The sequence below is a fragment of the Nitrospirota bacterium genome, from assembly GCA_015233895.1.
GTDB lineage: Bacteria > Nitrospirota > Thermodesulfovibrionia > Thermodesulfovibrionales > Magnetobacteriaceae > Magnetomonas.
In genome coordinates, this window is the sequence record JADFXG010000002.1 from 238,424 (window position 1) to 261,591 (window position 23,168).

The window sequence follows — 23,168 nt, forward strand, 5'->3', positions numbered from 1 at the left end:
TTAGGAGGATTGTTTTAAGATGATCAAGATTTACTACGACAAAGACGCAAACTTAAATGCTTTGAAGGGAAAAAAGATAGTGATAATGGGCTATGGGAGCCAGGGACACGCTCACGCCAATAACCTTAAAGAAAGCGGCATGGATGTAACCATAGGAATCAGACAGGGCAGCAGCTGGAACAAGGCAAAAGAGGCCGGATTTAACGTGATGATTCCCTCGGAGGCGGCAAAAATAGCTGACGTTATAATGATTCTGCTTCCCGATGAGATACAAGGAGACACATATAAAGCAGAGATAGCGCCCAACATGAAAAAATCCGTGTATTTAGCTTTTGCACACGGATTCAATATCCACTTTGGACAGATTGTACCTCCGGAGGATGCAAACGTGTTTATGGCAGCCCCTAAGGGACCCGGGCATCTTGTGCGCAGTGAGTATCTGCGTGGAAGCGGTGTGCCTTGCTTAATCGCAATACATCAGGACCCGGCGGGTAACACAAAAGACATAGCACTTGCCTATGCTTCAGCTATCGGAGGCGGCAGGGCCGGAGTGATTGAGACCTCTTTCAGAGAGGAGACCGAGACCGACCTTTTTGGCGAACAGGTGGTTCTTTGCGGCGGCTTAACATCGTTGATTATGGCAGCATATGAAACATTAACAGAGGCCGGATATGCTCCTGAGATGGCATACTTTGAATGTCTGCATGAGGTCAAACTAATTACAGATTTAATTTATGAGGGCGGAATTGCCAATATGCGGTACTCAATAAGTAACACCGCTCAGTACGGCGATCTGACGCGCGGCCCGCGTGTTATCACTGATGAGACAAAAAAAGAAATGAAGAGAATCCTGTCAGAAATTCAGGACGGATACTTTGCTAAGGAATGGATGCTTGAGTGTAAGGCTAATAAGCCGGTCTTTAATGCGCTGACTAAAAAAGGCGAGGCGCACAGTATCGAGGAGGTAGGGCAAAAACTCCGCTCCATGATGCCGTGGTTGAAGAAGGGTAAATTGGTAGATAAGTCTAAAGCATAATAAAAATTTATACTGAGTAGAAATCTAAATAGAATATCAAAGAGGAGATTACGACGTCGCTGTCGCTCCTCGTAATGACGGATGGGCGCCCCCATACACAGCAGCCCCACGCCGTCATTGCGAACCCCTTTAAGGGGTGTGGCAATCTCCTCTTTTTACTATGACATTTAGTTTTATCTTTAAACGCAACACGGTAATAATCAGCAGTTGGCACAGATTTCCTCAGATTTGAATTTTTCTTTCATCTGCGTTTATCTGCGCCATCTGCGGAAAAAAGTCTTATTCTGTCAGATTAAGAGATTTACATCATATCTCTATCCTGAATTCACACCAACCATCTATGTTTCTGACAGAAATGGTGCCTTTCATGTTTTGCTCCACTATTACTTTTGCCATGTATAACCCCATTCCTGTTCTCAGTGCTATATCCCTGGTGGTAAAGTATGGGTCAAACACTTTGTTTATTATATCATTAGGGATTTCACCACCATTATCCGAAACAGATATAATTACCTTGCCAGTAGTACTGTCCTTATTTAACTTTACTTTGATAATCCCATCAGTATTTTTTCTTTCTTCAAATTTATCCTTGGCGTTTGTCAGAATATTTAAAATTACATGGGCAAACTCATTCGGAAATCCTTGTATTGTCAAATTCTCGTCTAATTCTTTATCAATGACAATCCCCTTATCTCTGACGTATCCTGACAGAAGCGATTCGGCTCTGTTTATCTCATCAGCTATGTTAAATTCCGTTTGTTCTTCCTCCTGGATATAGAAATTTCTAAAATTATCTATTGTCTCAGATAATTTTATTAGTTCAGACATCGAATTGTTAACATTATTAGTTATATACAGTTCATCTAAATCGCCATGCAGGTATGCATCTTTTATATCCTGAATTGAAACTCCGATTGCACATAGTGGCTGTCTCCAGTGGTGTGAGATATTCATCAGCAACTCACTCATTGAGATATATTTAGATTGCTCAAACATTAACTGATCCTTAGCACGGTTTTTTGATACCTCTTCATCAACTCTCTTTTGCAGGTTCAGGTTAATTGTCTTTATTTCATCCTCCATTTGTTTACGTTGTGTTATATCCCGAAAAACCAGTACGACTCTTTTGATCTCACCTTTTTTATTCTTAATGGGAGCAACACTATATTCAATATAGAGATCCTTTAAACGGCTTTTGAGCATTGAAATATTTCCATTTGCACCGATACTTTTTCCCTGAGCGACACATTGCTCAACAGGATTAATAACAGGAACACTCATATCCTCATTAACAACACTAAACACTTCACTTAAATCCCTGCCTGCTGCCTCCTGTAATGGCCAGCCTGTTAACTGTTCAGCAACCGGATTTAAAAGCTCAATACGGCTGTCAATGTTAGTAATAATTACTCCATCACCAATAGACATTAATGTAACCTGGATACGTTCTTTTTCCTGCTCGAGCTGTTTTTTAGATACGAGTGTACGCAACCGTAATTCATTAAAGGTAAAAACTAGTTGCTCCAGTTCATCATCCTCCGCCATAAAGTGTTTATTACGTATCAGCTTAAGAGGTTTTTGCCATTCATTAGTTTTCAGATTTGCAATGTATGCAGATATATCCTTTAAATACCTGCCCACTAACTTATGAAACAAAAAAATAATAAAAAAGGAAACTAAAAATGTTTTGACTGTCTGTGTCACCAATATAACCACGATTTTTTCTTTCAGACTTTGATAAACCCTGTCAAGAGTGGCTACCACAAGCAGTTGTCCTACATAGACCTGTTTTCCCCGATGCAAATATTCGATTTTAAAGGTATGGCTTATGATATGTTTTTCCTGAGGCCTGCCTACAGCCAGTAACACTTTACCTTCATCTGATTTAATTTCAAGGTACTGCATATCGGGAAGGTTTTTGATACCCTCCATGTTAATTTCTAAATCCTTTACACTGTTGACCCATAAGCTATATGACAGACTGGGTAAGTAACTGGTTTCAATTTGGCTTATCCTGGTTTCAATGAGAGTCACAGACTGATAGTAATCCAAAGCTAATTGCATAACTGTACCCACTAACGTAAAAATAGAACTGAACATGAGAATATAGACGGCAAAACGATAACCTATACCTTTTTTCTCTGACCTGAGAAGTGATTTTATATTCCAGTTCAACAAGGCCCATAATTCCTATAAAGCATACCTTGTAAGTACCTCAGTCTGAATTCGTTCATAAGTGCCATCTTCTTTTATCGCTTTTATAGCCTCCGCAAACTTTGGGACTAATGCTTCATGTTTTTTATTAAGGTAAGGGTACCAGTAGCCTGAAAGAAACGGGGTGCTGAGCATCCTGGCGTTTTTGACTCCTGAATCCTTCATTAACTTCATTCCAATCATTCTCTCAATAATCGCGATATCTATACGTTTTTTCCCCAGCATAGTAAAGAGTTGCTCACCTTTTTCAACTGAAACAACCGAATGGGCCATGGTGGTGTTACGCTCTAAAATCTTCCACCCGGTAACAATCCCCACGTCATAAGGTTGCAAATCCTTTGGTTCATTTACTACAACATCTGATTTATTGGTAAAAATCATCATCTGAAATTGCATTATCTTTTCAGGTACTCGTACAAGATTGGGATATTCACCTTTAGCGTTTATCGCATATATACGGCAGATGTCACCATCTTCTATGCCGCGGTCGGCGTTTTTTATTGCCCGCTCAGAGGGTAAGTACTGAATGATGATTTCTATGCCCATCCGCTTTGCTAACTCTTTGTATATAAGGTCGAGGAAACCTGTTTTATCCGGTGATGTGAGTGTTGTACGGAAGGATGAGTTAAGTATCAGCGTTTGTTTCTGTTGTGCACAAGCGGTGTCTCTGCATGGGACACAGAAAAGTACGCCAAACACAATAATGGCTGATAACAGGAACTTTATAACCGGTTGTTTTCTCATCTGTTGTGTCCCCCTGTTTAGTTCTACAATGTGTATAACAATTCACAAACTACTCTGCCGCATTCAACATTATCAAAAACTCCGCACCGCCGTCCACATTTTTTACCGTCAAGGTGCCACTCATATTTGTCTCAATAATTGTCTTGGACATGTAGAGTCCCAGCCCTGTTCCTTTTTCCTCTGATTTCGTTGAAACGTAAGGCTCATAAATCTTATCAATGACATCCACCGGTATGCCGCCTCCGTTATCTCTTATATTAACATATATTTTATTATCCGAATGTGAAAGCTCTATCTTAATGTCTCCTATGAATTTTTTCCCTGAAGACTCGGCTCTGCTTACTATCGCATCACTTGAATTGTTGATTAAATTCAATATCACTTGTTTAAACTCGTTTGGGAAACCGATAGTTGTAAAATTAGATTCCGGAGTTGTAGTTTCAATGATGATTTCTATGTTATTCTTCTTTTTATATAAAGAGCCAAACATTCCAACTATATCCTCTATCGCTTTTTTTATGTCGAAGGGGCGTTGTGTTCTTGAGGGTATTAAAAAAGTCCTGAAGTCATCTATTGTCTTTGACATAAACCCAACCTGCTGCATTACCGCTGTATTAGCTCTGCGCACATAATCTTTATCTATTTCACCAAAATCAGAGGCATCTTGCAAATCCTCAACGGTAAGAGATATTGCATTCAGCGGTTGTTTCCACTGATGGGCTATCATTCCTACAACCTCTCCCATTGATGCCTGCTTTGACTGTTGAATTAGCAACTGCTCCTGCTGCCGGCGTTTTTTTACCTCCTCATCAACCATAATAGTAAGATTTTTATTCATTCTTTCAAGAATATATGATTTCACTCTTAACTCTTTTTCTACTTGCTTAAGTTCACTTATATCCTTTGCAATATGAACGGAATATAAGAAGTTTCCATCTTTGTCAAATACAGGTGAAACGCTTACCAATAGCGAAAGAGAAGTTCTCTCATCCTCAATTTCAAGTATTTCATGTTCCCTTGATTTCAGGCATCTTTCATGCGGGCAGTTACAAAAAGGTTGATTTGTACCATGTACTAATGTATAACACCTGCGCCCTGTCACATCATCACGATTCATCCCTGTAAACTTCAGAAACGATTCATTGGCTTTCTTAATAATGAAATTACTATCATGTATTGAAACCATATCAGTGATTGAGTTAAAAATTGTATCCCATTCTTCCTCTGATTTTTTTATGATACCAGCCATACGGGTACGTTCTTTAATTTGAGCGATTAGAGGTTTAAATGTTAAAAAATATAAAAACGGATACACAAGGACAACCAAAATAGAACTATCCATTAAATTAATTAATACGAAAGAAGATATATTCCATTTATTATGAAGCCAATCCAGCAGCGTCATATCAACAAACTCAGCGATAAAAATAGCCAGCATGACGGCTGTAAACAGATAAGCCGGACTATGGCGTTTAGTAAATACCTTCATTTTTTATCCTTGTTTTTCAAATATTTTAGCGATTACAGGCTTTATATCTCTATCCTGAACTCCGCACCACCATTATAATTTCTTACCGTGATAGTGCCTTTCATACTCTTTTCCACTATTAATCTTGTAATATATAAACCAAGCCCGGTTCCCCTGAGTTTATCTTTGGTAGTAAAATATGGTTCAAAGATTCTGCCAATAATATCCTCACCCACTCCTCCGCCATTGTCAGCAATGGTTATTACTGATTTTTTGGTGACAGGTTCCTTGTATGTCTTTATCTTAACAATACGGTTAGCAATATGCTTGTGTTTAAAAACATCCCTGACGTTTGCTAATATGTTCATAACAACCTGAGCAAATTCACTTGGAACTACAGTTACCGTCAACTCTTCATCAAGTTCCTTATCTATCAAAATATCCTTCAACTCAAAATACCCACTCATAACCTCTAACGCATTGTTTATCACTTCTTTTATTTTCACTTTTTCTTTTTGTAGATTGCTCAGATAGAAATCTTTGAAACCATCAATCGTGTTAGACAATCCCATAAGTTCTGACATGATGTTTGTGATATTTTTATCCAGATACTCAGCATTCAATTCTCTAAACGAGTACGCATCTTTTAAATCCTGCACTAAAACCCCAATTGAGGCCAGAGGTTGTCTCCATTGATGTGCAATATTGACCAGCAGCTCACCTATTGCCATGTGTCTGGACTGTTCATACATGAGCTGGTCTTTTAACCTGTTTTTTTCAATTTCTTCTTTTACCCTGCTCTCAAGAGTCAGTGCAATTTGTCTTAATTCATCCTCCAAACGTATTCGTTCTGTTATATCACGTGATATTACACACAACACCTTGTGTCCTCTATAGATAAATGCTCCTACGCTCAGTTCCACGGAAAACACTTTTCCATTCTTGTTTTTATGAAATCTATGGCGTACTTTTGCACTTCCTGTGATTTCAGCAATACTCATTGTTTCTATTGTTTTGTCGGGTTCTGCTGACAGAATAATTGTGCTTTTTCCTTTCATCTCATCTTTAGTGTATCCATACAGATTGCACCAGGCATTATTTGAATCTATAAATTCCAGCGTCTCGGCATCACAAAGATATATGGCATCATTTTCATTAGTAAAAAGCAGCCGGTATTTCTCTTCACTGTCATGCAGCGCTATTTCCATTGTTTTAAGTTCTGAGATATCTGTTCCCACTCCTGTCAGGCAGTCATTACCATCAACCTCTATCCGCTTCCCGGTAAAATAATAAGGGATGTCTTGTCCATCCTTTGTATGAAAATTGACATCTATAACAGCTTCGCCACTTTTAAATACTGTTTCTATTGCTATATTTAGTCTGTCTCTGTCAGCCACTGTAAAAAAATCAAAAGGTGTCATGTTTGAAATCTCTTCATGAGAATAACCTGAAACTATCTCTAAATTTTTATTCCATAATAAAAACTTGCCGGTTCTGTCAATAAGATAAAACAACCCAGGTAATGTATTTATTATCGTCTCTGAAAACATTTTCTCTTTTAATACGGCCTCCTCTAAGGCTTTTCTTTTTGTTATATCCCGATGAATAGATATCCAAACCGTACCGCATTCCTTGTGTTCAAATGTTGATACATTAGCATTGCTCCAGAAGAGGGTCCCATCCTTTTTAACATTTAAAATCTCACCTTGCCATAAGCCGGTTTCATTCAGCTCTGACATAATTTGCTTTGCTTTATCATCGGGTGAAACATCAACAGGAGCATTTAGTATAGAAACATGTTTGTCTATAAGCTCATCTCCTTTATAGCCAAATATGCTGTTAAATTTAGGATTAGTGTAGGCAATTTTGCCATCTGAGGCCTTTATAATAATAACTCCTTCGTCTATATTAGATAGTATTTCACTTTGCAGACGCATCTTATTTTCTGACATCTCCAGAGCTCTCTTCTTTGACAATCCGGTTACACCCGTAAGGCTGGCAAGACGCAGCAGAAATTCCATTAAAACTTTTATATGTTCTTCTGTAAATATTGGGATTTTTGACAGTGCCTCAAGGTACTCTTCTTTGTCAAAACCAGACACCTCAGCTTGTTTAATAAAATAGTCTTTATCCGGGGGTTCAAGAAAGAACTGGCCTGTAAAAAGATTACCCAGGTGCATTCCATCTATAACTATGGGGACAGCGGCATCTACCAGCCCATTTCTACATTTATAGACATTGTATCGCTGCCCTGCGTTTAGTTTACTTGCAAGTACTGTATCACTTTCCCTGCACCGTGCTGCTGTTACAGGGTTAACACGATGAAACTTAGAACAGAGCGTTTGCATAGGGCTAACAGCAAGTATATCACCTTCCAAATCAAGAACGGCTATTACAGCGCCTGTCAGCCTGGTAAAGCTCTCGGTGAGTTCCTGAAGCTCTCCGATATTTAAAATATCTAATAGTTTATAGTTCATCATTAAACACTATCGCTTTTACACGCCACCAAACTTATCACAAATTCTGCACCACCGTCAACATTTCTCACAGTCAGGCTCCCACTCATATTTGTCTCAATTATAGTCTTTGACATGTAAAGTCCCAGCCCGGTACCCTCCGTTTCTTTTGTTGTGAAGTAGGGTTCAAATATTTTTTCTATTGCTTCCTCAGGAATTCCACCACCGTTATCTTTTATTGAAACAACAACTTTAGAGTTGTACTCGGGTATGTTACCGATATTGATTTCTATATTCCCCATAATACTGTCATCAGTTTTACGTTTTGAGAGTATTGCATCCCTGGAGTTAGTCAGAATATTGAGCACAACCTGTTTAAATTCATTTGGAAAGCCTTCTGTAAGGAATAACTCATCTTGTTTAGCTTTCACGGAAATATCAATATTGCTTTTACTAAATATGTGTATAAACATTGACAGCAGTTCATCTATGGCTGACTTCAAACTAAAAATAATTTTTTCTTTTGATGGAATAAAGAAATTTCTGAAATCATCTATAGTCTTTGCCATAAATTCTATTTGCTGCATCGAGGAATCAACCATTTTTTCAATATATATTTCATCAACTTCATCGTATGTATAAGCATCCTTTAAGTCCTGTATTTTTAACCCTATAGCGTTAATTGGCTGTTTCCATTGGTGGGCTATTAATCCAATCATTTCACCCATGGATGCCATTTTAGATTGTTGAATCAGCATTTGCTCTTGTGTTCTTCTTTTTTTAATTTCTGATATTACCATTGTCTCAAGATTCTTATTTAGATTTCTTAGTTCATCTTCAATGTGTTTGCGGTCGGTGATATCAATAATGGATCCTCTTAATCTGATAATCTTATAGTCAGCACTTAAAACAGGTTCACAGATAATGTTAATTATTCTTTCAGTTTTATCAGGTCGGTTAATGCGTATATCTAAGTCATAAGGTTTACCAATTTTTATTGCTTCTTTTACAGCTTCATTAAATCGCTGATAATCATCAGGATGGATATATTTTATAAGTACATTATAAAGCGGTGGAACAAGGGTTGGATCCAAACCAAATATTTTAAACGTTTCCAATGACCATTTCGATTTTTGACTGACAGGGTCATAAGTCCATGTGCCAAAGTGTGCTTTATTCTGTGCCTCTGTTACATCACGTTCAAGGCATTGCTTTGCATACTGAAGCTCTTCTATAGTCTCTTTTAGTCTTGCAGTTATATGCCTGTTTTCAAGTATTCTTGTCATAACATTACTAATATTTCCCAGAAACGGCTCATAAGCAGCATATTCCTCATGATTACTGATATTTACTAAGATATATCCGTAGGAATTATTAATTGTTCTTAAACTGAGCTGTTTAAAACCTCTGCTTTTGGCTAATGCACAATCGCTATCCTTATGTGAAGTAATTTTACATAAGGAACAGCAGGAGACAGGAAAATCTGTTTTATCGGTTATGAAAACATCACCTTCATAGCAAATATATAATGATTTTACACCTATTATTTCAGTGAGTGCTCTGTTAAGAAACTCAGCCATACCTTTAACCGTGGGTATTACGTCCAGACTACTTGAGATGACTAACATCTTACCAAGAGTACCAGCTTGTAGTGCAGAATCTTGCATAATTAACACCCCGGTTTCAATTGTTCAAATTCAAATGCTTCTGCAGCTAAAACACCCTGCCTCACCTTTACAAAAAAGAATAAGTTAAAAAAGAGAATAATTACAACCCTCCTTCAGATCAATTGGCATCGGAATAAGACCAAAAGATACCCCGCAGCTCTTTGGCGTAGAGTTTAATTAATCGAAATGTGTTGCCATAAATTCATCAGGCTGCACGTAGTATGGATTCCGGAGAATCTGACCTTGAACTATCATAAGCGGATGAACGTTTAGAACATCAAACAAAGTAGCACCGTCATATATATTGGCATCATACTGACAAATTACCCCGCTAAACGGATATTCAACAAGTAGTTTGTTTATAAGAGACTCGTACATAAACCAGTTCTCTACCCCAGGCACCCCTTCTTTAATCCACACGGGCTCACCAGTACCCCGCAAACCTGTATAACCCTCTTCGTCAGCTTTTTTATAATAGCTCCTTAACGTATTGAGCATTCTCTCCACGTCAAACCTGCCGTCAGGACAGTATCCCTTCCTTGCAGGTTCAACAAACAGTTGTCCGCTTTGCCTGTACTTCAATACATCAAGACCCAATTGTTCAAAATAACCGTCTATATCCGCATCTGTAGCTACATCTGCAAGGTAAATGAATTTTTCCTTTGCGCTCAGGCCACTCTCTACAAACTTTGACATTACCTTTCTACGTGCTTCACTACTACTATAAATAAAACAGATGTGTGTACCCATAGGAAAACTCTCCGGCGTGAAACCATAATCTACATTGTAGTTTAGCTTTTCCATCTTTCCCACCTCCGTTTTCAATAACTCGATTTTTAAACGGGATGCCTTCACTACATTGTCTTAATATATGCCTGTTAACCCGGCATATTATCTATTTTTAAGAACAATAACCCACTGGTTGATCTTTACACCTCTTTATAGAAGAATAACACAAAACCATATCGCTTGTCAAATAACTATGCAAGACAGATCAGGTTGATCAGAAACGCGCGTGTTGGCAGATACATACACAGCATTAACGTCATTGTGAAACAAACAGCAAAAACTCAGGAGCAAATACACTAAATATAAACACCATGTGGTGTCTTATACACTCCTGGCCAGAAACTCCTTCAGTTCATCTATTGAATCAGCTTTTTTGATAAGGTTTTTAAAATCCTCTAATTTATCGATAGTATTTATAGCCCTAACTATATTCATCAGTTCAAGTCCGGCAAAACTATATTTGAGTTCAAGTCCTAACTCAATACCCTCAAGTAATCCCTCCTGCTTACCCTTAAACAATCCCTTCTCAATCCCTCTCTCAATCCCTCTCTCAATCCCTCTCTCAATCCCTCTTTCCATTCCTCTTTCCATTCCTCTTTCCATCCCTTTTCCATTCCTTGTTTGTACCTGACATCACGTTCTATATCATATACCAAAGCCATTTCACTTACCTCCTTGCATACGTTTTCCTGTAAATCTCTGAGTTGCGCCAGTATCTCTAACTGTCTTATGTACTTTAAACGACTAACCTCCTCTTTTACGGTTTCCATTATTTTGCTTAACAGGGTCTTTATTACTATTGTATCATCTTCTGAGCCGAAATTACATAAAATCCCAAGTATCACCTCAGCAGGTGTATTGGAACTTATGAATTTTTCACAGTCTATGCTCCTGAAGTCTATTATGTCATATTCAAAGGCCAAATTTTCGTCTTTGATATAATTTTTCATTCTGAGTGGTTTTCTGCCGACATAAAACAGCACCTGTTTTACCGGTTTTCCATACGTCTGACTAATATAAATACGGTACCGGAGCATTCTATATGGCATGTTGCTGTCATTTGTGGCCTGGAATTCTATATGCAAAATGTATGTGCTGCCATCGTGTAAGGTAACCTCAAGTAAGAAATCGGCTTCTCTTTCGTCAGTGATTTGTAGTTTAGTTTTCAGTGGCTTTATTGATATTGCATTTATTCCCAACACCTCAGAAATTAACACATGGAGCACACCGCGCAGACTCTCTTTTAATATTTTATCGTATCGCCCTGACATTTAAATCTCACAGTAACACAATTGTGCGAAACCATTCAAGTTATTTTGGATGAACAAAAAATGCTTGTAACATTTGACAGTATGAGTTTTTTAATTTATACTTAAACATCATTAAATTAGCACGGAAATGAAAGAGACGATTGACAAACAAATGTTAAAAGTGGCAGTGGTGGACGGACAAGGAGGAGGTATTGGCTCTGTGGTAGTGAGGCGATTGCGTGAGGAGTTTGATGAGGCTATTGAGATTATAGCGCTGGGTACAAACTCTGCCGCTACGACCTCTATGCTAAGAGCTAAAGCCAACAAAGGCGCTACCGGCGAAAACGCAATTGCACTTAACGCCGGGCGTGTGGATGTGATAACAGGCCCCCTAAGCATAGTCATAGCTAACTCCATGATGGGTGAGCTTACCCCCATAATGGCACAGGCAATAGCACATTCACAGGCTAAAAAAATCCTTCTTCACTTAAACCAGGAGGGTGTGGAAATAGTGGGCATCGCACGGGAGCCACTGCCACATTTGGTTGATTGTCTGATAGAAAAGATAAAGAATCTTGTTGGAGGTCAAACCCATGTGTGAAGCTAATGTGTATGTAAGGGAAAAGGACGGCACTGAATCGCTCTATCTGGAAAACGTTGATTTGCTGCGCCCGGAGGACGGCAGGCTTTTCATGAAAAACCTCTTTGGCGAACAGAAGTTTTTTGACGGAGACATTGGAGAGATTTCGCTAATTAAACACAAAATAATACTAACAAGGCGGTAACGCACCGTTAATACAACGTTTATTATGGACATAATCAGGCGGATAAGATGGCAGGATATCGTAGATGTTCTGTTGATATGGTTGATATTTTACAGGCTCTTTTTGCTGATAAAAGGAACACGGGCCGTGCAGATGCTTATTGGCATAGGAGTGCTCCTTTTAACGTCAATGGTCTCAGGGTATTTGAAGATATACACTTTGGACTGGATAATACAGAGCTTCTGGACATACATAATAGTATCAATTGTTGTGCTGTTTCAGCCTGAAATTCGGCGCGCATTGGCACAGATGGGAAAAGCCCCTTTTTTGCCTTTTACTCCTGCAGAGGAACTTAAGTCTATAGATGAGGTTGTTAAGTCAGCGGCATCTCTGTCGGCACGAAAAATAGGCGCACTTGTGGTCATAGAACGTGAAACATCACTTAAGGACTACATTGAAATCGGCACCTACCTTGAGGCTAGGGTTAGCAGAGAGCTTCTGCTTAGTATCTTTCATCCCACATCTCCAATACACGACGGAGCAGTGGTAATTAAAGCAAATAAGATACTTGCCGCAGGGTGTTTTCTGCCTATCTCCTTCCGGCCCGACATTGATAAAATGCTTGGCACCCGCCACAGAGCAGCCCTTGCCATCACTGAGGAGACAGACGCTGTGGCTGTCATCGTGTCTGAGGAAACAGGAGATATTTCCATATCTGTAGGAGGAGATTTCATTAAAAAGATTGATATGAACCAGCTGAGAGTGGAACTTACCAATTTATTCACACAGAGCTCAGGCAGGGATAATGATTAAGCGATTTATAACGCAAAACTGGGAGATAAAACTCATTTCTCTTGTGCTTTCTGTCTTACTCTGGTCATTTGTCACATTCAGAGGACAGTCTGAGGTAATACTTGAGCTTCCTGTAGAATTTAAAAATGTCCCGGTTGGATATGAGCTTTCCAGTACAAGCACAAACACGGTAAATGTCAGCATTTCCGGACAGGAACGAATAATCAAGGCAATAAGCCCTCAGGATATGAGCGTTTATGTGGATGTGGATAAGGTTAAGCCAGGGGAGAGTATTGTATATCTTAAAAACAGCAACATAAAACTGCCACCCTCTCTTACAATTAAAAACATATCCCCCTCCTACGTAATTCTCCACATAGAGGAGCTCCTGACTAAGACCGTCTCCGTAAAACCGGTTATAAAGGGAACCCCACGGAAAGGCTATGTAATCTCTGAAATCACTGTTAACCCCGATAATGTATCCGTTACCGGAACCAAACAGTCACTTGCCAAAAGGACAAACATAGAAACCGAACCGGTAGATATAAAAGGCGCAGCCACAACCGTGGAAAAAACGGTACCAATCATACTAAGAAATTACACTGTTGCCACACAAAAAGACACAGTAAAGGTGACAGTTGTTATAACAGGAGAGAATAAATGAAATTATTTGGTACAGACGGTATAAGGGGTGCGGTAAACACGCACCCTATGACTCCGGAGACTGTCGTACGGGTTGGAATGGCAATTGGACAGATTCTTCACAGAAACAATGGCAAAAACATGATACTCATTGGAAAAGATACGCGGCTTTCCGGCTACACAATAGAGAGCGCTCTGACCTCAGGAATTTGTGCAATGGGGATGAATGTGACACTGGTCGGCCCCCTGCCCACTCCCGGCGTTGCTTACTTAACTAAATCCCTGCGTTTTGATGCAGGCATCGTTATTTCAGCCTCACATAACCCATTTGAGGACAATGGCATAAAGATTTTTGACAGGGATGGTTTTAAACTCTCAGACACTATCGAGCAGACTATCGAATCACTGGTAATTAATACCAAAAACGGCCTTACCCTCCCTCATGCCGGCAAAATTGGAAAAGCGTACAGATTAGAGGATGCAACGGCACGGTACATAGAGTACGTGAAGTCAACAATATCACGGGATGTGGACTTTGAAGGCTTAAAAGTTGTAGTTGACTCGGCAAACGGAGCAGCTTATAAGGTTACTCCCCTTTTGCTTGCCGAACTGGGTGCTGAGGTCATAAGCCTGAATGACGACCCTGACGGGAAAAACATAAATGACCACTGCGGCTCCCTGTATCTTGAAAATTTGTCTAAAGCGGTAATTAGCCACAGGGCACACGTGGGTATTGCTCATGACGGAGACGCCGACAGAACCCTTATGTGTGATGAGTTTGGAAACACAATAGACGGCGACCTTATTATGGCTATATGGGCAAAAGAACTCCAGGCACAGGGAAAGCTGCGAAATTCCACAGTGGTTTCTACCGTAATGAGCAATTTGGGACTCGAACACTATCTTAACAGGGAGGGAATAACCCTTCTGCGCACTAAAGTCGGAGACAGATATGTGGTAGAGAAAATGCTTGAGGGTAATTTTAACTTTGGCGGTGAGCAGTCAGGCCACATAATTTCCCTTGCCCACAGCACAACCGGAGACGGCCCTATAACGGCTATACAAATTCTTGACATTGCATGGAAATCGAAAAAACCACTGTCAGAGCTTGTCTCAGAAGTTACACTCTATCCTCAGGTTTTAAAAAATGTACGTGTTGCCCGAATGCAGGATTTTAGAAGTTTTCCCGAAATAGTCAGCGCCATTGCTGTGGCTGAATCAGAGCTAAACGGTACGGGGAGAATCCTTGTGAGGCCATCCGGCACAGAGCCTAAGATACGCATCATGGTTGAGGGGCAAAACAAAGCACTCGTTGATGATATTGCAGAGAGAGTCTCAGGGATGGTTGAAAGGCTTATGGCCTGATGTATCTGTTTGCTCCGTTTATAATCGGGGTATTGTTTTTTTATTCATATCTGTATTTTCCTTATTTAACTGCGTTGGCCATTGGCAGCTCTGCGCTGTTTTTTCTATTTAGCTTGAAAGAGAAAATATCTGTTTTTCTACTAATATTTTTTGTGGCAGCAGCCGGATTTTTCTATAGCGCTCTTAGATACGAACCGGAAAGCTCTGTGCCTTTCTCCAATCCGGTTGAAATCAGCGAGGCCACGGGAGTGTTCACATCAAGACCAGTGGTGATAAAAACAACATCTTCACTTTCCGGTAAGGAGACGACTTTTATCCGGCAGGATTTCACAATTAATTCCATGAAGTCATATCGTGTGTTGCCATGTAAACACATCAAACAATACATCGGACAGCAGAAAATAATGCCCCACTTTGAACCTCTGCCGGTAACGGTTTTTTTCTACGATAACCAAACCATGGTTAATGCCGGAGTTGAGGCCGTAGTGGATATTAAGATTAACTATGACAAGAGACTTTTCAATCCCGGCTCATACGCATTTCCTTACAAACCCGTTGCCACAATACAAAAAATCTATTCACTAAAAGAGTCTGACTCACTTGTCTGGACATTTCCGAAACTGAGAAAGAAACTCTCCGATGCAATAGAGAGGAAATTTAAGGGCGATGCCGCAGACCTCGTTAAAGCGCTGACTATTGGGGATACATCGTCAATCTCAGATCATGTAAATGAGATATTCAGACGCACCGGACTTACTCACCTTCTAAGTGTTTCAGGCAGCCACTTTGCAATGCTTACACTTGCAGCTTTTCTGGGTATAAGGTTTTTACTTAACCTGCTGCCCTTTAGAATGATTGTTAAAATCACCACATACCTGAGTTTAATTCAGCTGTCAGCGCTGATAGCCATTCCCTTTATAGCTTCATATTTTTTTATATCCGAGCTGACGATTCCTGCTTACAGATCATTTGTCACAATCGGAATCTATATGGCTGCCTTGCTTTTGGGCAGAAAGGGTATATGGTGGAACAGCCTCCTGTTTGCCGCATTTGTGATAGAGCTAACCGATCCGGCTTCAATATTCAATGTGTCTTTTCTTCTTTCATTTAATGCCGTGATGTTTATAGGGCTTGCAAATGACAGGGTATTGAACAACATCATACAACCTGAAGACGGTGAAAAGACTGTTAAAAAAAAGCCTGACACATCTAAGGTTGGCCTTAAAAATCACATTTACGATAAACTGAAAACGGGACTCCAATACTTGTATGTTAACCTGGTGATAACATTAGCTATAATAGCCGGAACTCTGCCTATAACAATATCATACTTTTACAACATCTCGCTCATATCGGTAGTTGCAAACTCAGTAGTTGTGCCAGTGGTCTGTGTGTTAGCAATGCCTTTGATTGCAGCATCAGTGTTTACATTTCTTTTAACCGGATATATGCCGTTTGTTTCAGTAATTTCAGAAATACTGCGCTTTTCGATAAAACTAATGGAGTTTTTTTCAGGGTTTTCGTTTGCAGCAACAGGCATAAGTGCGTTTCCACCACTATTTGTGATTGTACTCTACATTAATGTTTTGTACTTTTTTAAAAACAAAAAAAGAGCACTTCTATGTTTGATCTTAACGGTTTCCAGTATGGTGGCTTACAGTATTTATCAAAATCATAGTAACCTAAGAGTCACATTTCTTGATGTTGGTCAGAGTGATTCAATGGTGATAGAGACGCAGTCGGGAAAAATCATTGTCGTTGATACCGGGAAAACGGGACGGGAGCTTGAGAGCTTTTTACGCTATCGTGGTGCCAATACAATAGAGGCCGTGTTTCTCACCCACGGTGACAGCGACCATGTGGGCGGATTTGTACCCATTTCCAATAAGTTTGAAATCAAAGCGATATTTGACAATGGCGCTATAAATTATAGCGCATCAATTTTAAAACGCATGGGAAACAAAATTGTTCATCTGACAAAGGGCGATTCAATCAACATTGACGGTGCTGAAATAAAGGTGTTCCATCCGTTTTTGAATTATTCATCTGATAAGGGACGCCTTGTAAACAACACATCACTTGTTTTTCAACTAAAGGGACATAACCGGACATTTCTATTTACCGGAGATATTGAGCAGGAGGGTGAGTGGGCTATGGATAGCCTTGGGGATTACCTTAAAAGCGATGTGTTAAAGGTGGCGCATCACGGGAGCGCTACATCATCAGATTTTAGTTTTTTGTCACACGTGTCACCAAAAATTTCGGTCATAAGTGTTGGCAAATGCAATTCATACGGCCATCCATCCGAGGATGTGATACAAAGGCTTAACAACTCACTCATCTTAAGAACCGACACAGAGGGAGCAGTTAAGATTACCGAAAGTGACGATGGCATAAAACTGGAAACCTATGCACAAACGAAACTCAAAAAAGCATTTGATTTACAAAGCGAGATTGAAAACATAAAAAAGCTTTACAGGATGTGGTAAAGGCAATCCTACTTATTCCGTATAAACTCGTATATATCGAGATAATGTTTTCCGGGCCAGTTCCACGACCAGTCATACCCCATAGCATTTGTTATAAGTTGCCTGAAATCCCCCGGGTAGGAGTACCAAAGTCCGGTTGCCCTGTGCATGGCGTCCTCCAGCGAGCCGTAATCTGTCCCGTAAAAGACAAAGCCGTTTCTTTCATTAAACGGTCTCTCTGAGTAATTAGCATCATAGACTGTGTTGGATAACCCACCTGTGCTCCTTACTATAGGAATAGTGCCGTATTTCATAGCTATCATTTGTGTTAGGCCGCAGGGTTCAAACAGACTTGGTATCAAAAGCATGTCAGACCCGGCGTATATTAAATGCGCCAGTTCGTCGTTGTATCCGATTTCCAGATGGCAATCAGGATTATCGTTAAGTTGTTGTTTTATGTGCATAAATTCATCATTTAATGCTTTGTCTGTACTTGAGCCAAGAAGGATAAACTGCCAGCCGTTTTGTAGTGCGTAATACATAGCGTGTCTGATTAGATGCACACCCTTTTGGTGGTCAAGGCGTCCGATTGCACAGATTATGGGTTTAAGGTCTTGCCTTAAGAGCAGCCGGTGGCGCAGTGCCTCCTTATTTTTATACTTATCGTCTATGTTTGCAGGACCATACTTAAACGGGATATGCGGGTCAATCTCCGGGTTCCAAACCTCGTAGTCAACGCCGTTTAGAATGCCTCCAAATTTACTCTGATGCATGTGCAGTGTGTGCCCCAGTCCAAAGCCCTGGTCAGATGTCCGAACATCCCATGCGTATTGAGGCGAAACAGTGGTTACAAAGTTAGAGTAAACAATGCCGCCTTTCATAAGGTTAACAGCATGTGGGTTGTGGTCATCCTGCAACCGCTCATTATTGATTAGTTTGTTGCCGTCAAGTCCAACCTCACGGAGAGCATACTCACCAGCGATACCCTGATGCTTTAAATTGTGCAACGTGTAAATTACTCTTGGATGGCTCATCCCAATGTGCTGATATATTTCATATAACAGAACCGGTACAAGCGCCGTTTGCCAATCGTGGCAGTGTATGATGTCTGGGTTTTTACCGGATTTATACATAAATTCAAGAGCAGCGCGGCAAAAAAACGCAAATCGTTCGTTATCATCCCCATGGCCGTAAAATACACCGCGGCTGAAAAAGTTTTTGTCAGAATGTGAATCTATAAAAAAACACTTCCTGCCGTGCACGAAACCAAAAAACACCGTACAATGTACCCACGTATTGTAATAAGGCACCCAAAGTCCCTCATATACGACTTGAAGGTTATATATCTGATCGTACCACATGCAGTCATACTTAGGCAGGATGATTTCCACGGAATTGCCTCTGATTTCAAGCTCACGGGAAAGCCCAAACACAACATCAGCAAGCCCCCCAACCTTTGCTACCGGCGCTATCTCCGGCGTTACCATAACTACATACATGAACTACACTCCTATTTTTAAGTAAATCTCAACAACAGCCTTTATTGTAGCATATTGGCACACAAAAAATCAGCAAGTTTGTTGTTTATATCACTTTAAGAATTTCGGCGATAACCACCCTGATGTTGCATGCGACCTTAACAATATGGGATTAGCTTATTATTATCATCTTGGTAATTATGAAAAAGCAATTCCATTGTTTAAGCAGAGTTTAAGTATATATGAGGAAAAATTAGGGGTTAACCATCCTTACACAAAAGGTACAAGGGATTCTTTAAAAAGAGCAGAGGAGAAGTTAGCGGGTTCAGGCACGAGATGAGGATTTAGCGGGCGTTGGCTTTTGAACAGCCCGTGTTTGTTCAATCAGCATGATTATTTGTAGGGGCGAATAATTATTCGCCCATCTGTATCTGCGAACATCTGTGCAATCTGCGGATAAAAAATTCTTTAAAAGATATCTATCCGCAGAGACGCAGATAAACGCATATGAAAGGATTATTTACATAACAATACAAAGAGGAAACACTGTGGTGCAATCAGCATGATTGCACCAACGGGTGTTACAAGTGTGCTATGCGACTGCTGTAATCGAGGATGTAACAGATGTATAGCGGGTTTTGATATGGTTGCAAAAAGTGCCACCAATTGATTCAATCAAATTATAGAATGGTTGTATAAAATCAATTGGTGAAAAAATATCTTGACTTTTTGTTACAAATCATTTATACTAAATCGGGTTTGTTTCAAATTGGCGGCTTAGCTGCCTTAGAATAGTATCAGGGGGAAATCATGAAAAAGTTAGTGTATTTGTTGGCCTTAGTGTTAATTGTTGTCTTTAGCTATTCAGAGAAGGTCTATGCAACAGGAGCAATAGCAATTTCTGATGAAGATGAACTGTATGGTGTTTGTACTGGTGCCAGCGATAAAGACCAGGCTAAATCATGTTCTATTAAGGCGTGTGAAGATCACGGTGGCACAGATTGTAAGTTCCGCGTGTGGTTTGAAAAATGCGGTGCTGTTGCTTACAGTAATAAATACTTTGGAATCGGATGGGGCAAAGATAAAAATACAGCAGAGTCAAAAGCCCTCGATGATTGCGCTCATAATTGTGTGATAGTCGCATCAGAATGTGAAAAATAAAGGTTTCTACAGGTAGGGTAAGGGTTCCTTGAGCTCTTTCCCACCTGGAAACCGTATCTGTAGGGTGATTAAAAACTCCAACTTTTAAGAAATTTCAAAAACCACATTTTCAACGTAATTTATACTTCAAACGTGTTACAATAACAAAGGTTGCAAAATTTATGGATATAAAGAGAGTATCGTTTATAGAGGTCAGATCGCCTGAGTCATATATATTCAGGCGATTTCCCATTCCGCGTGTGGGAAGTGTGCTGCTTTCCACAATTTTAAGCAAGATGGGCTGTGAGGTTAAAGTCTTTATAGAAGACATTAGCCAGCCGGATTGGAATTTTGTTGAAAGCTCTGACGTCGTCTGTATATCCACGATTACATCCACTGTCAGCACTGCATATAAAACGGTGCTGAGATTAAAAAAACTTGGCATACCTGTGATTATGGGAGGAGCCCACCCGTCTTTTGTTCCCGATGAGTGTCTTGGCTTTGCCGATTTTGTCGTCAGAGGCGAGGGAGATATTGCACTCCCTGCCCTTATCAATTATATGAGAACAGGCACACCAGATATCAGCACAATTGCCGGAGTATCATACAAAACCCCTGACGGCACAATCAAACATAATCCCACCGGGGAGTTCATCCAGGACCTCGACGCTTTACCGGATGTTGATTTCTCCCTCATATATAAATGGAAACACTCAAACATTCACCCTGTGGCTACAATGCGCGGGTGCGCCTACAACTGCCGGTTTTGTCTGGTCTCTCCCATGTTTGGCAGAAAATACCGGTTTAGATCGGTTAAAAGTGTCACGGATGAGTTAAAGCGGATTGCCTCAGTATCAAGTTCGCCGCTGTTTTTTGTGGATGACAACTTTGCCGCTAACAGAACCCGCACAAAGCAGATTATCCGCTTTATGCTTGACGAAAAAATCACACCCCGTTGGTCTGCCATGATGAGGCCAAACGTTGTCAAAGATGAGGAGCTGCTTACACTTATGGCTCAGGCCGGAAAATTTACCGCCTGTCTTGGGTTTGAATCAATAACTCCGGAAAGTCTTATTGCTTATGAGAAAAAACAAACCCATCAGGATAACATCGCAAGCGTTAAGGCTCTCAAAGAGCATGGGATAAAAGTTCACGGGATGTTTGTCTTTGGGGCAGACACCGATACAATTGAAAGCATCAAAAGAACTGTGGATTTTGCCGCCAACTCCGGTATTGATTCGGTGCAGTTTATGATATTAACCCCTCTTCCCGGAACCGCCGTCTATGAAGACTTAAAGACCGCAGGCAGAATCCTTCACACTCAGTGGGATAAGTACGACATCCACCACACCGTGTTCAGACCGGCACAGATGACCCCCTCAGAACTTCATATGGAAACTCTCTACGCCATGAAAAGATTTTATTCGTGGAAATATGTCTTTAAACGCATCATGTCGCTTGATCTGTTTTATGGTGCTTTCGGCCTATACAGTAAAAGCATCATCCGCCATGCGGTAAAAGAGTCTGAAAAGTACGTTAAAGACTTTAAGTTAGAATAATTTAGGGTTAAATAAAATAGCTGTTGACAAACTTGTTTTTCATTTAATATAATTAGATGGCAAGAATGATTAAGAAGTTGAAAGGAAAATTGGCACAAGCATGTCCTTAGTAGATGATTTAAAAAGGCAGATTCTGCTCGATGGTATTGAAGGCGCTGAGCTGGAGAAGATTGCCGGGATGGTAGATACGTTTAAGGTGTCAAAGGGTGATCCGATATTCAGGGAAAATGAGCAAACCCGCGGTATTTACATGATAAACACAGGGGAGGTAGAAATCACAAAGAAACTTCCCATAGATTTAAAAACAAAGATGCTGATAACTATGCGTAATATGCAAAACTGCTGTCAAATCAGGAAAACCCCCTTTGGATGGAGACAGTTGTTTGCATCATTAATAGAGGGACAGTACTTTGGTGAGCTCTCCGTGATTGAGGGTAAAAAGAAACACGGGGCGGATGCCGATGCTGTGACCGATTGTGAGTTTTACTTACTTAGTCCGGACAAATTCGCAGTGATTGAGGCGACAAGTCCTGAGACTATCCTGAAAATGCTTAAAACTATAGCGAGAGTTTCCTCTAAAAACCTTAGGTATCTGGACAGGCAGCTTTTGAAATTGCTTATAGGAATTTAAAAGGAGCGAATATGAAGCCTGATATAGAGGATTTAAAAAAACAAGTGCTTTTTGAGAGCCTTGATGACAACGAACTGCAAATAGTGATGAGTATTCTTCGGGTTGTAGAGTTTTCAAAAGAAGGTTTTATTTTTCAGGAAAATGACCCCACAAAAGGCCTCTATCTTATACACTCAGGAAAAGTTGAGATAAAAAGAAAACTGCAACTTGATACTAAAAGCAAGATGCTTGTTATGCTCAGAAACATAAAAAGTGATGAAATCCGACACACAGCTCATGGCTGGGAAAATCGTTTTGCTGTCTTGGAAAAAGGGAATTTTTTCGGTGAGCTTTCTGTAATAGAGAGCAGGAGGAAGCACAGTGCAGAATGTGTAGCTTTGGAGGACACTGTCTTGTTGCTTTTACCTTCTGAGGATTTTTTAAAACTTGAAGAGACGAATGTTTATATTGTTGTTAAAATTTTGAAATCTATTGCTAAAGTGACATCCGGCAATGTTCGTCAATTGGATAGAAGAATACTGAAAGCTTTGATGGGTACCTAACTCAATATTATTGGCTCCGGCACAGTTTAATCTGAAAGTGTTGAAGTGATTTTTCCTGTTTAAGCAGACGTTGTGGGTGGTGGGTGATGGGTTGTAGGTGACTGGGGATTAGTTAGGTATGAGTGAGTCTGCATTGTTCCGAAGTTCAGCAGTGGTTTTTATA

At 40.1% G+C, this 23,168-nt stretch carries 21 protein-coding genes; 12 read left to right on the forward strand and 9 right to left on the reverse strand.

Annotated features, from left to right (window positions below; genetic code table 11):
• Positions 1-22: 22 nt before the first annotated feature.
• Positions 23-1,036: a ketol-acid reductoisomerase gene (ilvC, locus tag HQK88_03275; GenBank protein MBF0615822.1), complete on the forward strand. Its 1,014-nt coding sequence runs from the start codon at positions 23-25 to the stop codon at positions 1,034-1,036.
• 306 nt (positions 1,037-1,342) lie between these two features.
• Here ilvC and HQK88_03280 read toward each other — a convergent pair whose 3' ends face one another.
• From HQK88_03280 to HQK88_03315, 8 genes are all read right to left on the reverse strand, one after another.
• Complete coding sequence (locus tag HQK88_03280) at positions 1,343-3,100, reverse strand: PAS domain S-box protein (protein ID MBF0615823.1); 1,758 nt, start codon at positions 3,098-3,100, stop codon at positions 1,343-1,345.
• 126 nt (positions 3,101-3,226) lie between these two features.
• The gene (locus HQK88_03285; GenBank protein ID MBF0615824.1) at positions 3,227-3,994 is read right to left on the reverse strand and encodes a transporter substrate-binding domain-containing protein; all 768 of its coding nucleotides are present in this window, start codon (positions 3,992-3,994) and stop codon (positions 3,227-3,229) included.
• Between the two features lie 49 nt (positions 3,995-4,043).
• Positions 4,044-5,483, reverse strand: coding sequence for a PAS domain S-box protein (locus HQK88_03290; protein MBF0615825.1), 1,440 nt, complete (start codon positions 5,481-5,483; stop codon positions 4,044-4,046).
• 41 nt (positions 5,484-5,524) lie between these two features.
• Positions 5,525-7,942, reverse strand: coding sequence for a PAS domain S-box protein (locus tag HQK88_03295; protein ID MBF0615826.1), 2,418 nt, complete (start codon positions 7,940-7,942; stop codon positions 5,525-5,527).
• On the reverse strand, positions 7,942-9,585 hold the full coding sequence (locus HQK88_03300; GenBank protein MBF0615827.1) for a PAS domain-containing sensor histidine kinase: 1,644 nt from the start codon (positions 9,583-9,585) through the stop codon (positions 7,942-7,944). Before HQK88_03300 ends, HQK88_03295 begins: the two co-directional genes overlap by 1 nt.
• A gap of 177 nt (positions 9,586-9,762) precedes the next feature.
• Positions 9,763-10,389 (reverse strand): MEDS domain-containing protein, encoded by a 627-nt coding sequence (locus HQK88_03305; protein MBF0615828.1) that lies wholly within the window; start codon positions 10,387-10,389, stop codon positions 9,763-9,765.
• A gap of 306 nt (positions 10,390-10,695) precedes the next feature.
• A complete protein-coding gene (locus tag HQK88_03310) occupies positions 10,696-10,893 on the reverse strand; it encodes a hypothetical protein (protein ID MBF0615829.1) in 198 nt (65 codons plus the stop codon).
• A complete protein-coding gene (locus HQK88_03315; GenBank protein ID MBF0615830.1) occupies positions 10,848-11,645 on the reverse strand; it encodes an Rpn family recombination-promoting nuclease/putative transposase in 798 nt (265 codons plus the stop codon). Before HQK88_03315 ends, HQK88_03310 begins: the two co-directional genes overlap by 46 nt.
• 151 nt (positions 11,646-11,796) lie before the next feature.
• On the opposite strand from HQK88_03315, the gene HQK88_03320 reads away from it, so the two are divergent.
• From HQK88_03320 to HQK88_03345, 6 genes are read left to right on the forward strand one after another with little or no spacing between them, the layout of a single operon-like run.
• Positions 11,797-12,225 (forward strand): DUF3842 family protein, encoded by a 429-nt coding sequence (locus HQK88_03320; protein MBF0615831.1) that lies wholly within the window; start codon positions 11,797-11,799, stop codon positions 12,223-12,225.
• Entirely contained in the window at positions 12,218-12,409 is a 192-nt protein-coding gene (locus HQK88_03325; GenBank protein ID MBF0615832.1) for a CooT family nickel-binding protein, read from the forward strand. The genes HQK88_03320 and HQK88_03325 overlap by 8 nt, the downstream gene beginning before the upstream one ends.
• Before the next feature lie 21 nt (positions 12,410-12,430).
• Positions 12,431-13,201, forward strand: coding sequence for a TIGR00159 family protein (locus HQK88_03330; protein MBF0615833.1), 771 nt, complete (start codon positions 12,431-12,433; stop codon positions 13,199-13,201).
• Positions 13,194-13,844 (forward strand): hypothetical protein, encoded by a 651-nt coding sequence (locus HQK88_03335; GenBank protein MBF0615834.1) that lies wholly within the window; start codon positions 13,194-13,196, stop codon positions 13,842-13,844. The genes HQK88_03330 and HQK88_03335 overlap by 8 nt, the downstream gene beginning before the upstream one ends.
• Positions 13,841-15,187 (forward strand): phosphoglucosamine mutase, encoded by a 1,347-nt coding sequence (locus HQK88_03340; GenBank protein ID MBF0615835.1) that lies wholly within the window; start codon positions 13,841-13,843, stop codon positions 15,185-15,187. The genes HQK88_03335 and HQK88_03340 overlap by 4 nt, the downstream gene beginning before the upstream one ends.
• Positions 15,187-17,676, forward strand: a complete 2,490-nt coding sequence (locus HQK88_03345; GenBank protein ID MBF0615836.1) for a DNA internalization-related competence protein ComEC/Rec2 — start codon at positions 15,187-15,189, stop codon at positions 17,674-17,676. The genes HQK88_03340 and HQK88_03345 overlap by 1 nt, the downstream gene beginning before the upstream one ends.
• Before the next feature lie 8 nt (positions 17,677-17,684).
• On the opposite strand, the gene HQK88_03350 is transcribed toward HQK88_03345, so the two are convergent.
• A complete protein-coding gene (locus HQK88_03350) occupies positions 17,685-19,154 on the reverse strand; it encodes a glycogen synthase (protein ID MBF0615837.1) in 1,470 nt (489 codons plus the stop codon).
• 145 nt (positions 19,155-19,299) lie between these two features.
• On the opposite strand from HQK88_03350, the gene HQK88_03355 reads away from it, so the two are divergent.
• The 5 genes from HQK88_03355 to HQK88_03375 all read left to right on the forward strand — a co-directional run bounded on the left by HQK88_03355 (position 19,300) and on the right by HQK88_03375 (position 23,005).
• Positions 19,300-19,473, forward strand: a complete 174-nt coding sequence (locus HQK88_03355) for a tetratricopeptide repeat protein (GenBank protein MBF0615838.1) — start codon at positions 19,300-19,302, stop codon at positions 19,471-19,473.
• A gap of 470 nt (positions 19,474-19,943) precedes the next feature.
• Positions 19,944-20,294 (forward strand): DUF4189 domain-containing protein, encoded by a 351-nt coding sequence (locus HQK88_03360; GenBank protein MBF0615839.1) that lies wholly within the window; start codon positions 19,944-19,946, stop codon positions 20,292-20,294.
• A 161-nt stretch (positions 20,295-20,455) separates the two neighbouring features.
• Positions 20,456-21,832 carry a radical SAM protein gene (locus HQK88_03365; GenBank protein ID MBF0615840.1) on the forward strand — a complete coding sequence of 459 codons (1,377 nt, stop codon included), beginning with the start codon at positions 20,456-20,458 and terminating at the stop codon, positions 21,830-21,832.
• A 100-nt stretch (positions 21,833-21,932) separates the two neighbouring features.
• Positions 21,933-22,463, forward strand: a complete 531-nt coding sequence (locus tag HQK88_03370) for a cyclic nucleotide-binding domain-containing protein (protein ID MBF0615841.1) — start codon at positions 21,933-21,935, stop codon at positions 22,461-22,463.
• A gap of 11 nt (positions 22,464-22,474) precedes the next feature.
• A complete protein-coding gene (locus HQK88_03375) occupies positions 22,475-23,005 on the forward strand; it encodes a cyclic nucleotide-binding domain-containing protein (GenBank protein MBF0615842.1) in 531 nt (176 codons plus the stop codon).
• Positions 23,006-23,168: the final 163 nt, after the last annotated feature.

What these genes read in the sequence shown, in the direction of transcription:
- HQK88_03375 (MBF0615842.1), top strand. Translation starts at nt 22,475, where the DNA reads ATGAAGCCTGATATAGAGGATTTAAAAAAACAAGTGCTTTTTGAGAGC.
- HQK88_03300 (MBF0615827.1), bottom strand. Translation starts at nt 9,585, where the DNA reads ATGCAAGATTCTGCACTACAAGCTGGTACTCTTGGTAAGATGTTAGTC.
- HQK88_03315 (MBF0615830.1), bottom strand. Translation starts at nt 11,645, where the DNA reads ATGTCAGGGCGATACGATAAAATATTAAAAGAGAGTCTGCGCGGTGTG.
- HQK88_03360 (MBF0615839.1), top strand. Translation starts at nt 19,944, where the DNA reads ATGAAAAAGTTAGTGTATTTGTTGGCCTTAGTGTTAATTGTTGTCTTT.
- HQK88_03305 (MBF0615828.1), bottom strand. Translation starts at nt 10,389, where the DNA reads ATGGAAAAGCTAAACTACAATGTAGATTATGGTTTCACGCCGGAGAGT.
- HQK88_03290 (MBF0615825.1), bottom strand. Translation starts at nt 5,483, where the DNA reads ATGAAGGTATTTACTAAACGCCATAGTCCGGCTTATCTGTTTACAGCC.
- HQK88_03350 (MBF0615837.1), bottom strand. Translation starts at nt 19,154, where the DNA reads ATGTATGTAGTTATGGTAACGCCGGAGATAGCGCCGGTAGCAAAGGTT.
- HQK88_03355 (MBF0615838.1), top strand. Translation starts at nt 19,300, where the DNA reads ATGGGATTAGCTTATTATTATCATCTTGGTAATTATGAAAAAGCAATT.
- HQK88_03280 (MBF0615823.1), bottom strand. Translation starts at nt 3,100, where the DNA reads ATGCAATTAGCTTTGGATTACTATCAGTCTGTGACTCTCATTGAAACC.
- HQK88_03345 (MBF0615836.1), top strand. Translation starts at nt 15,187, where the DNA reads ATGTATCTGTTTGCTCCGTTTATAATCGGGGTATTGTTTTTTTATTCA.
- HQK88_03285 (MBF0615824.1), bottom strand. Translation starts at nt 3,994, where the DNA reads ATGAGAAAACAACCGGTTATAAAGTTCCTGTTATCAGCCATTATTGTG.
- HQK88_03370 (MBF0615841.1), top strand. Translation starts at nt 21,933, where the DNA reads ATGTCCTTAGTAGATGATTTAAAAAGGCAGATTCTGCTCGATGGTATT.
- HQK88_03295 (MBF0615826.1), bottom strand. Translation starts at nt 7,942, where the DNA reads ATGATGAACTATAAACTATTAGATATTTTAAATATCGGAGAGCTTCAG.
- HQK88_03340 (MBF0615835.1), top strand. Translation starts at nt 13,841, where the DNA reads ATGAAATTATTTGGTACAGACGGTATAAGGGGTGCGGTAAACACGCAC.
- HQK88_03325 (MBF0615832.1), top strand. Translation starts at nt 12,218, where the DNA reads ATGTGTGAAGCTAATGTGTATGTAAGGGAAAAGGACGGCACTGAATCG.
- HQK88_03365 (MBF0615840.1), top strand. Translation starts at nt 20,456, where the DNA reads ATGGATATAAAGAGAGTATCGTTTATAGAGGTCAGATCGCCTGAGTCA.
- HQK88_03320 (MBF0615831.1), top strand. Translation starts at nt 11,797, where the DNA reads ATGTTAAAAGTGGCAGTGGTGGACGGACAAGGAGGAGGTATTGGCTCT.
- HQK88_03335 (MBF0615834.1), top strand. Translation starts at nt 13,194, where the DNA reads ATGATTAAGCGATTTATAACGCAAAACTGGGAGATAAAACTCATTTCT.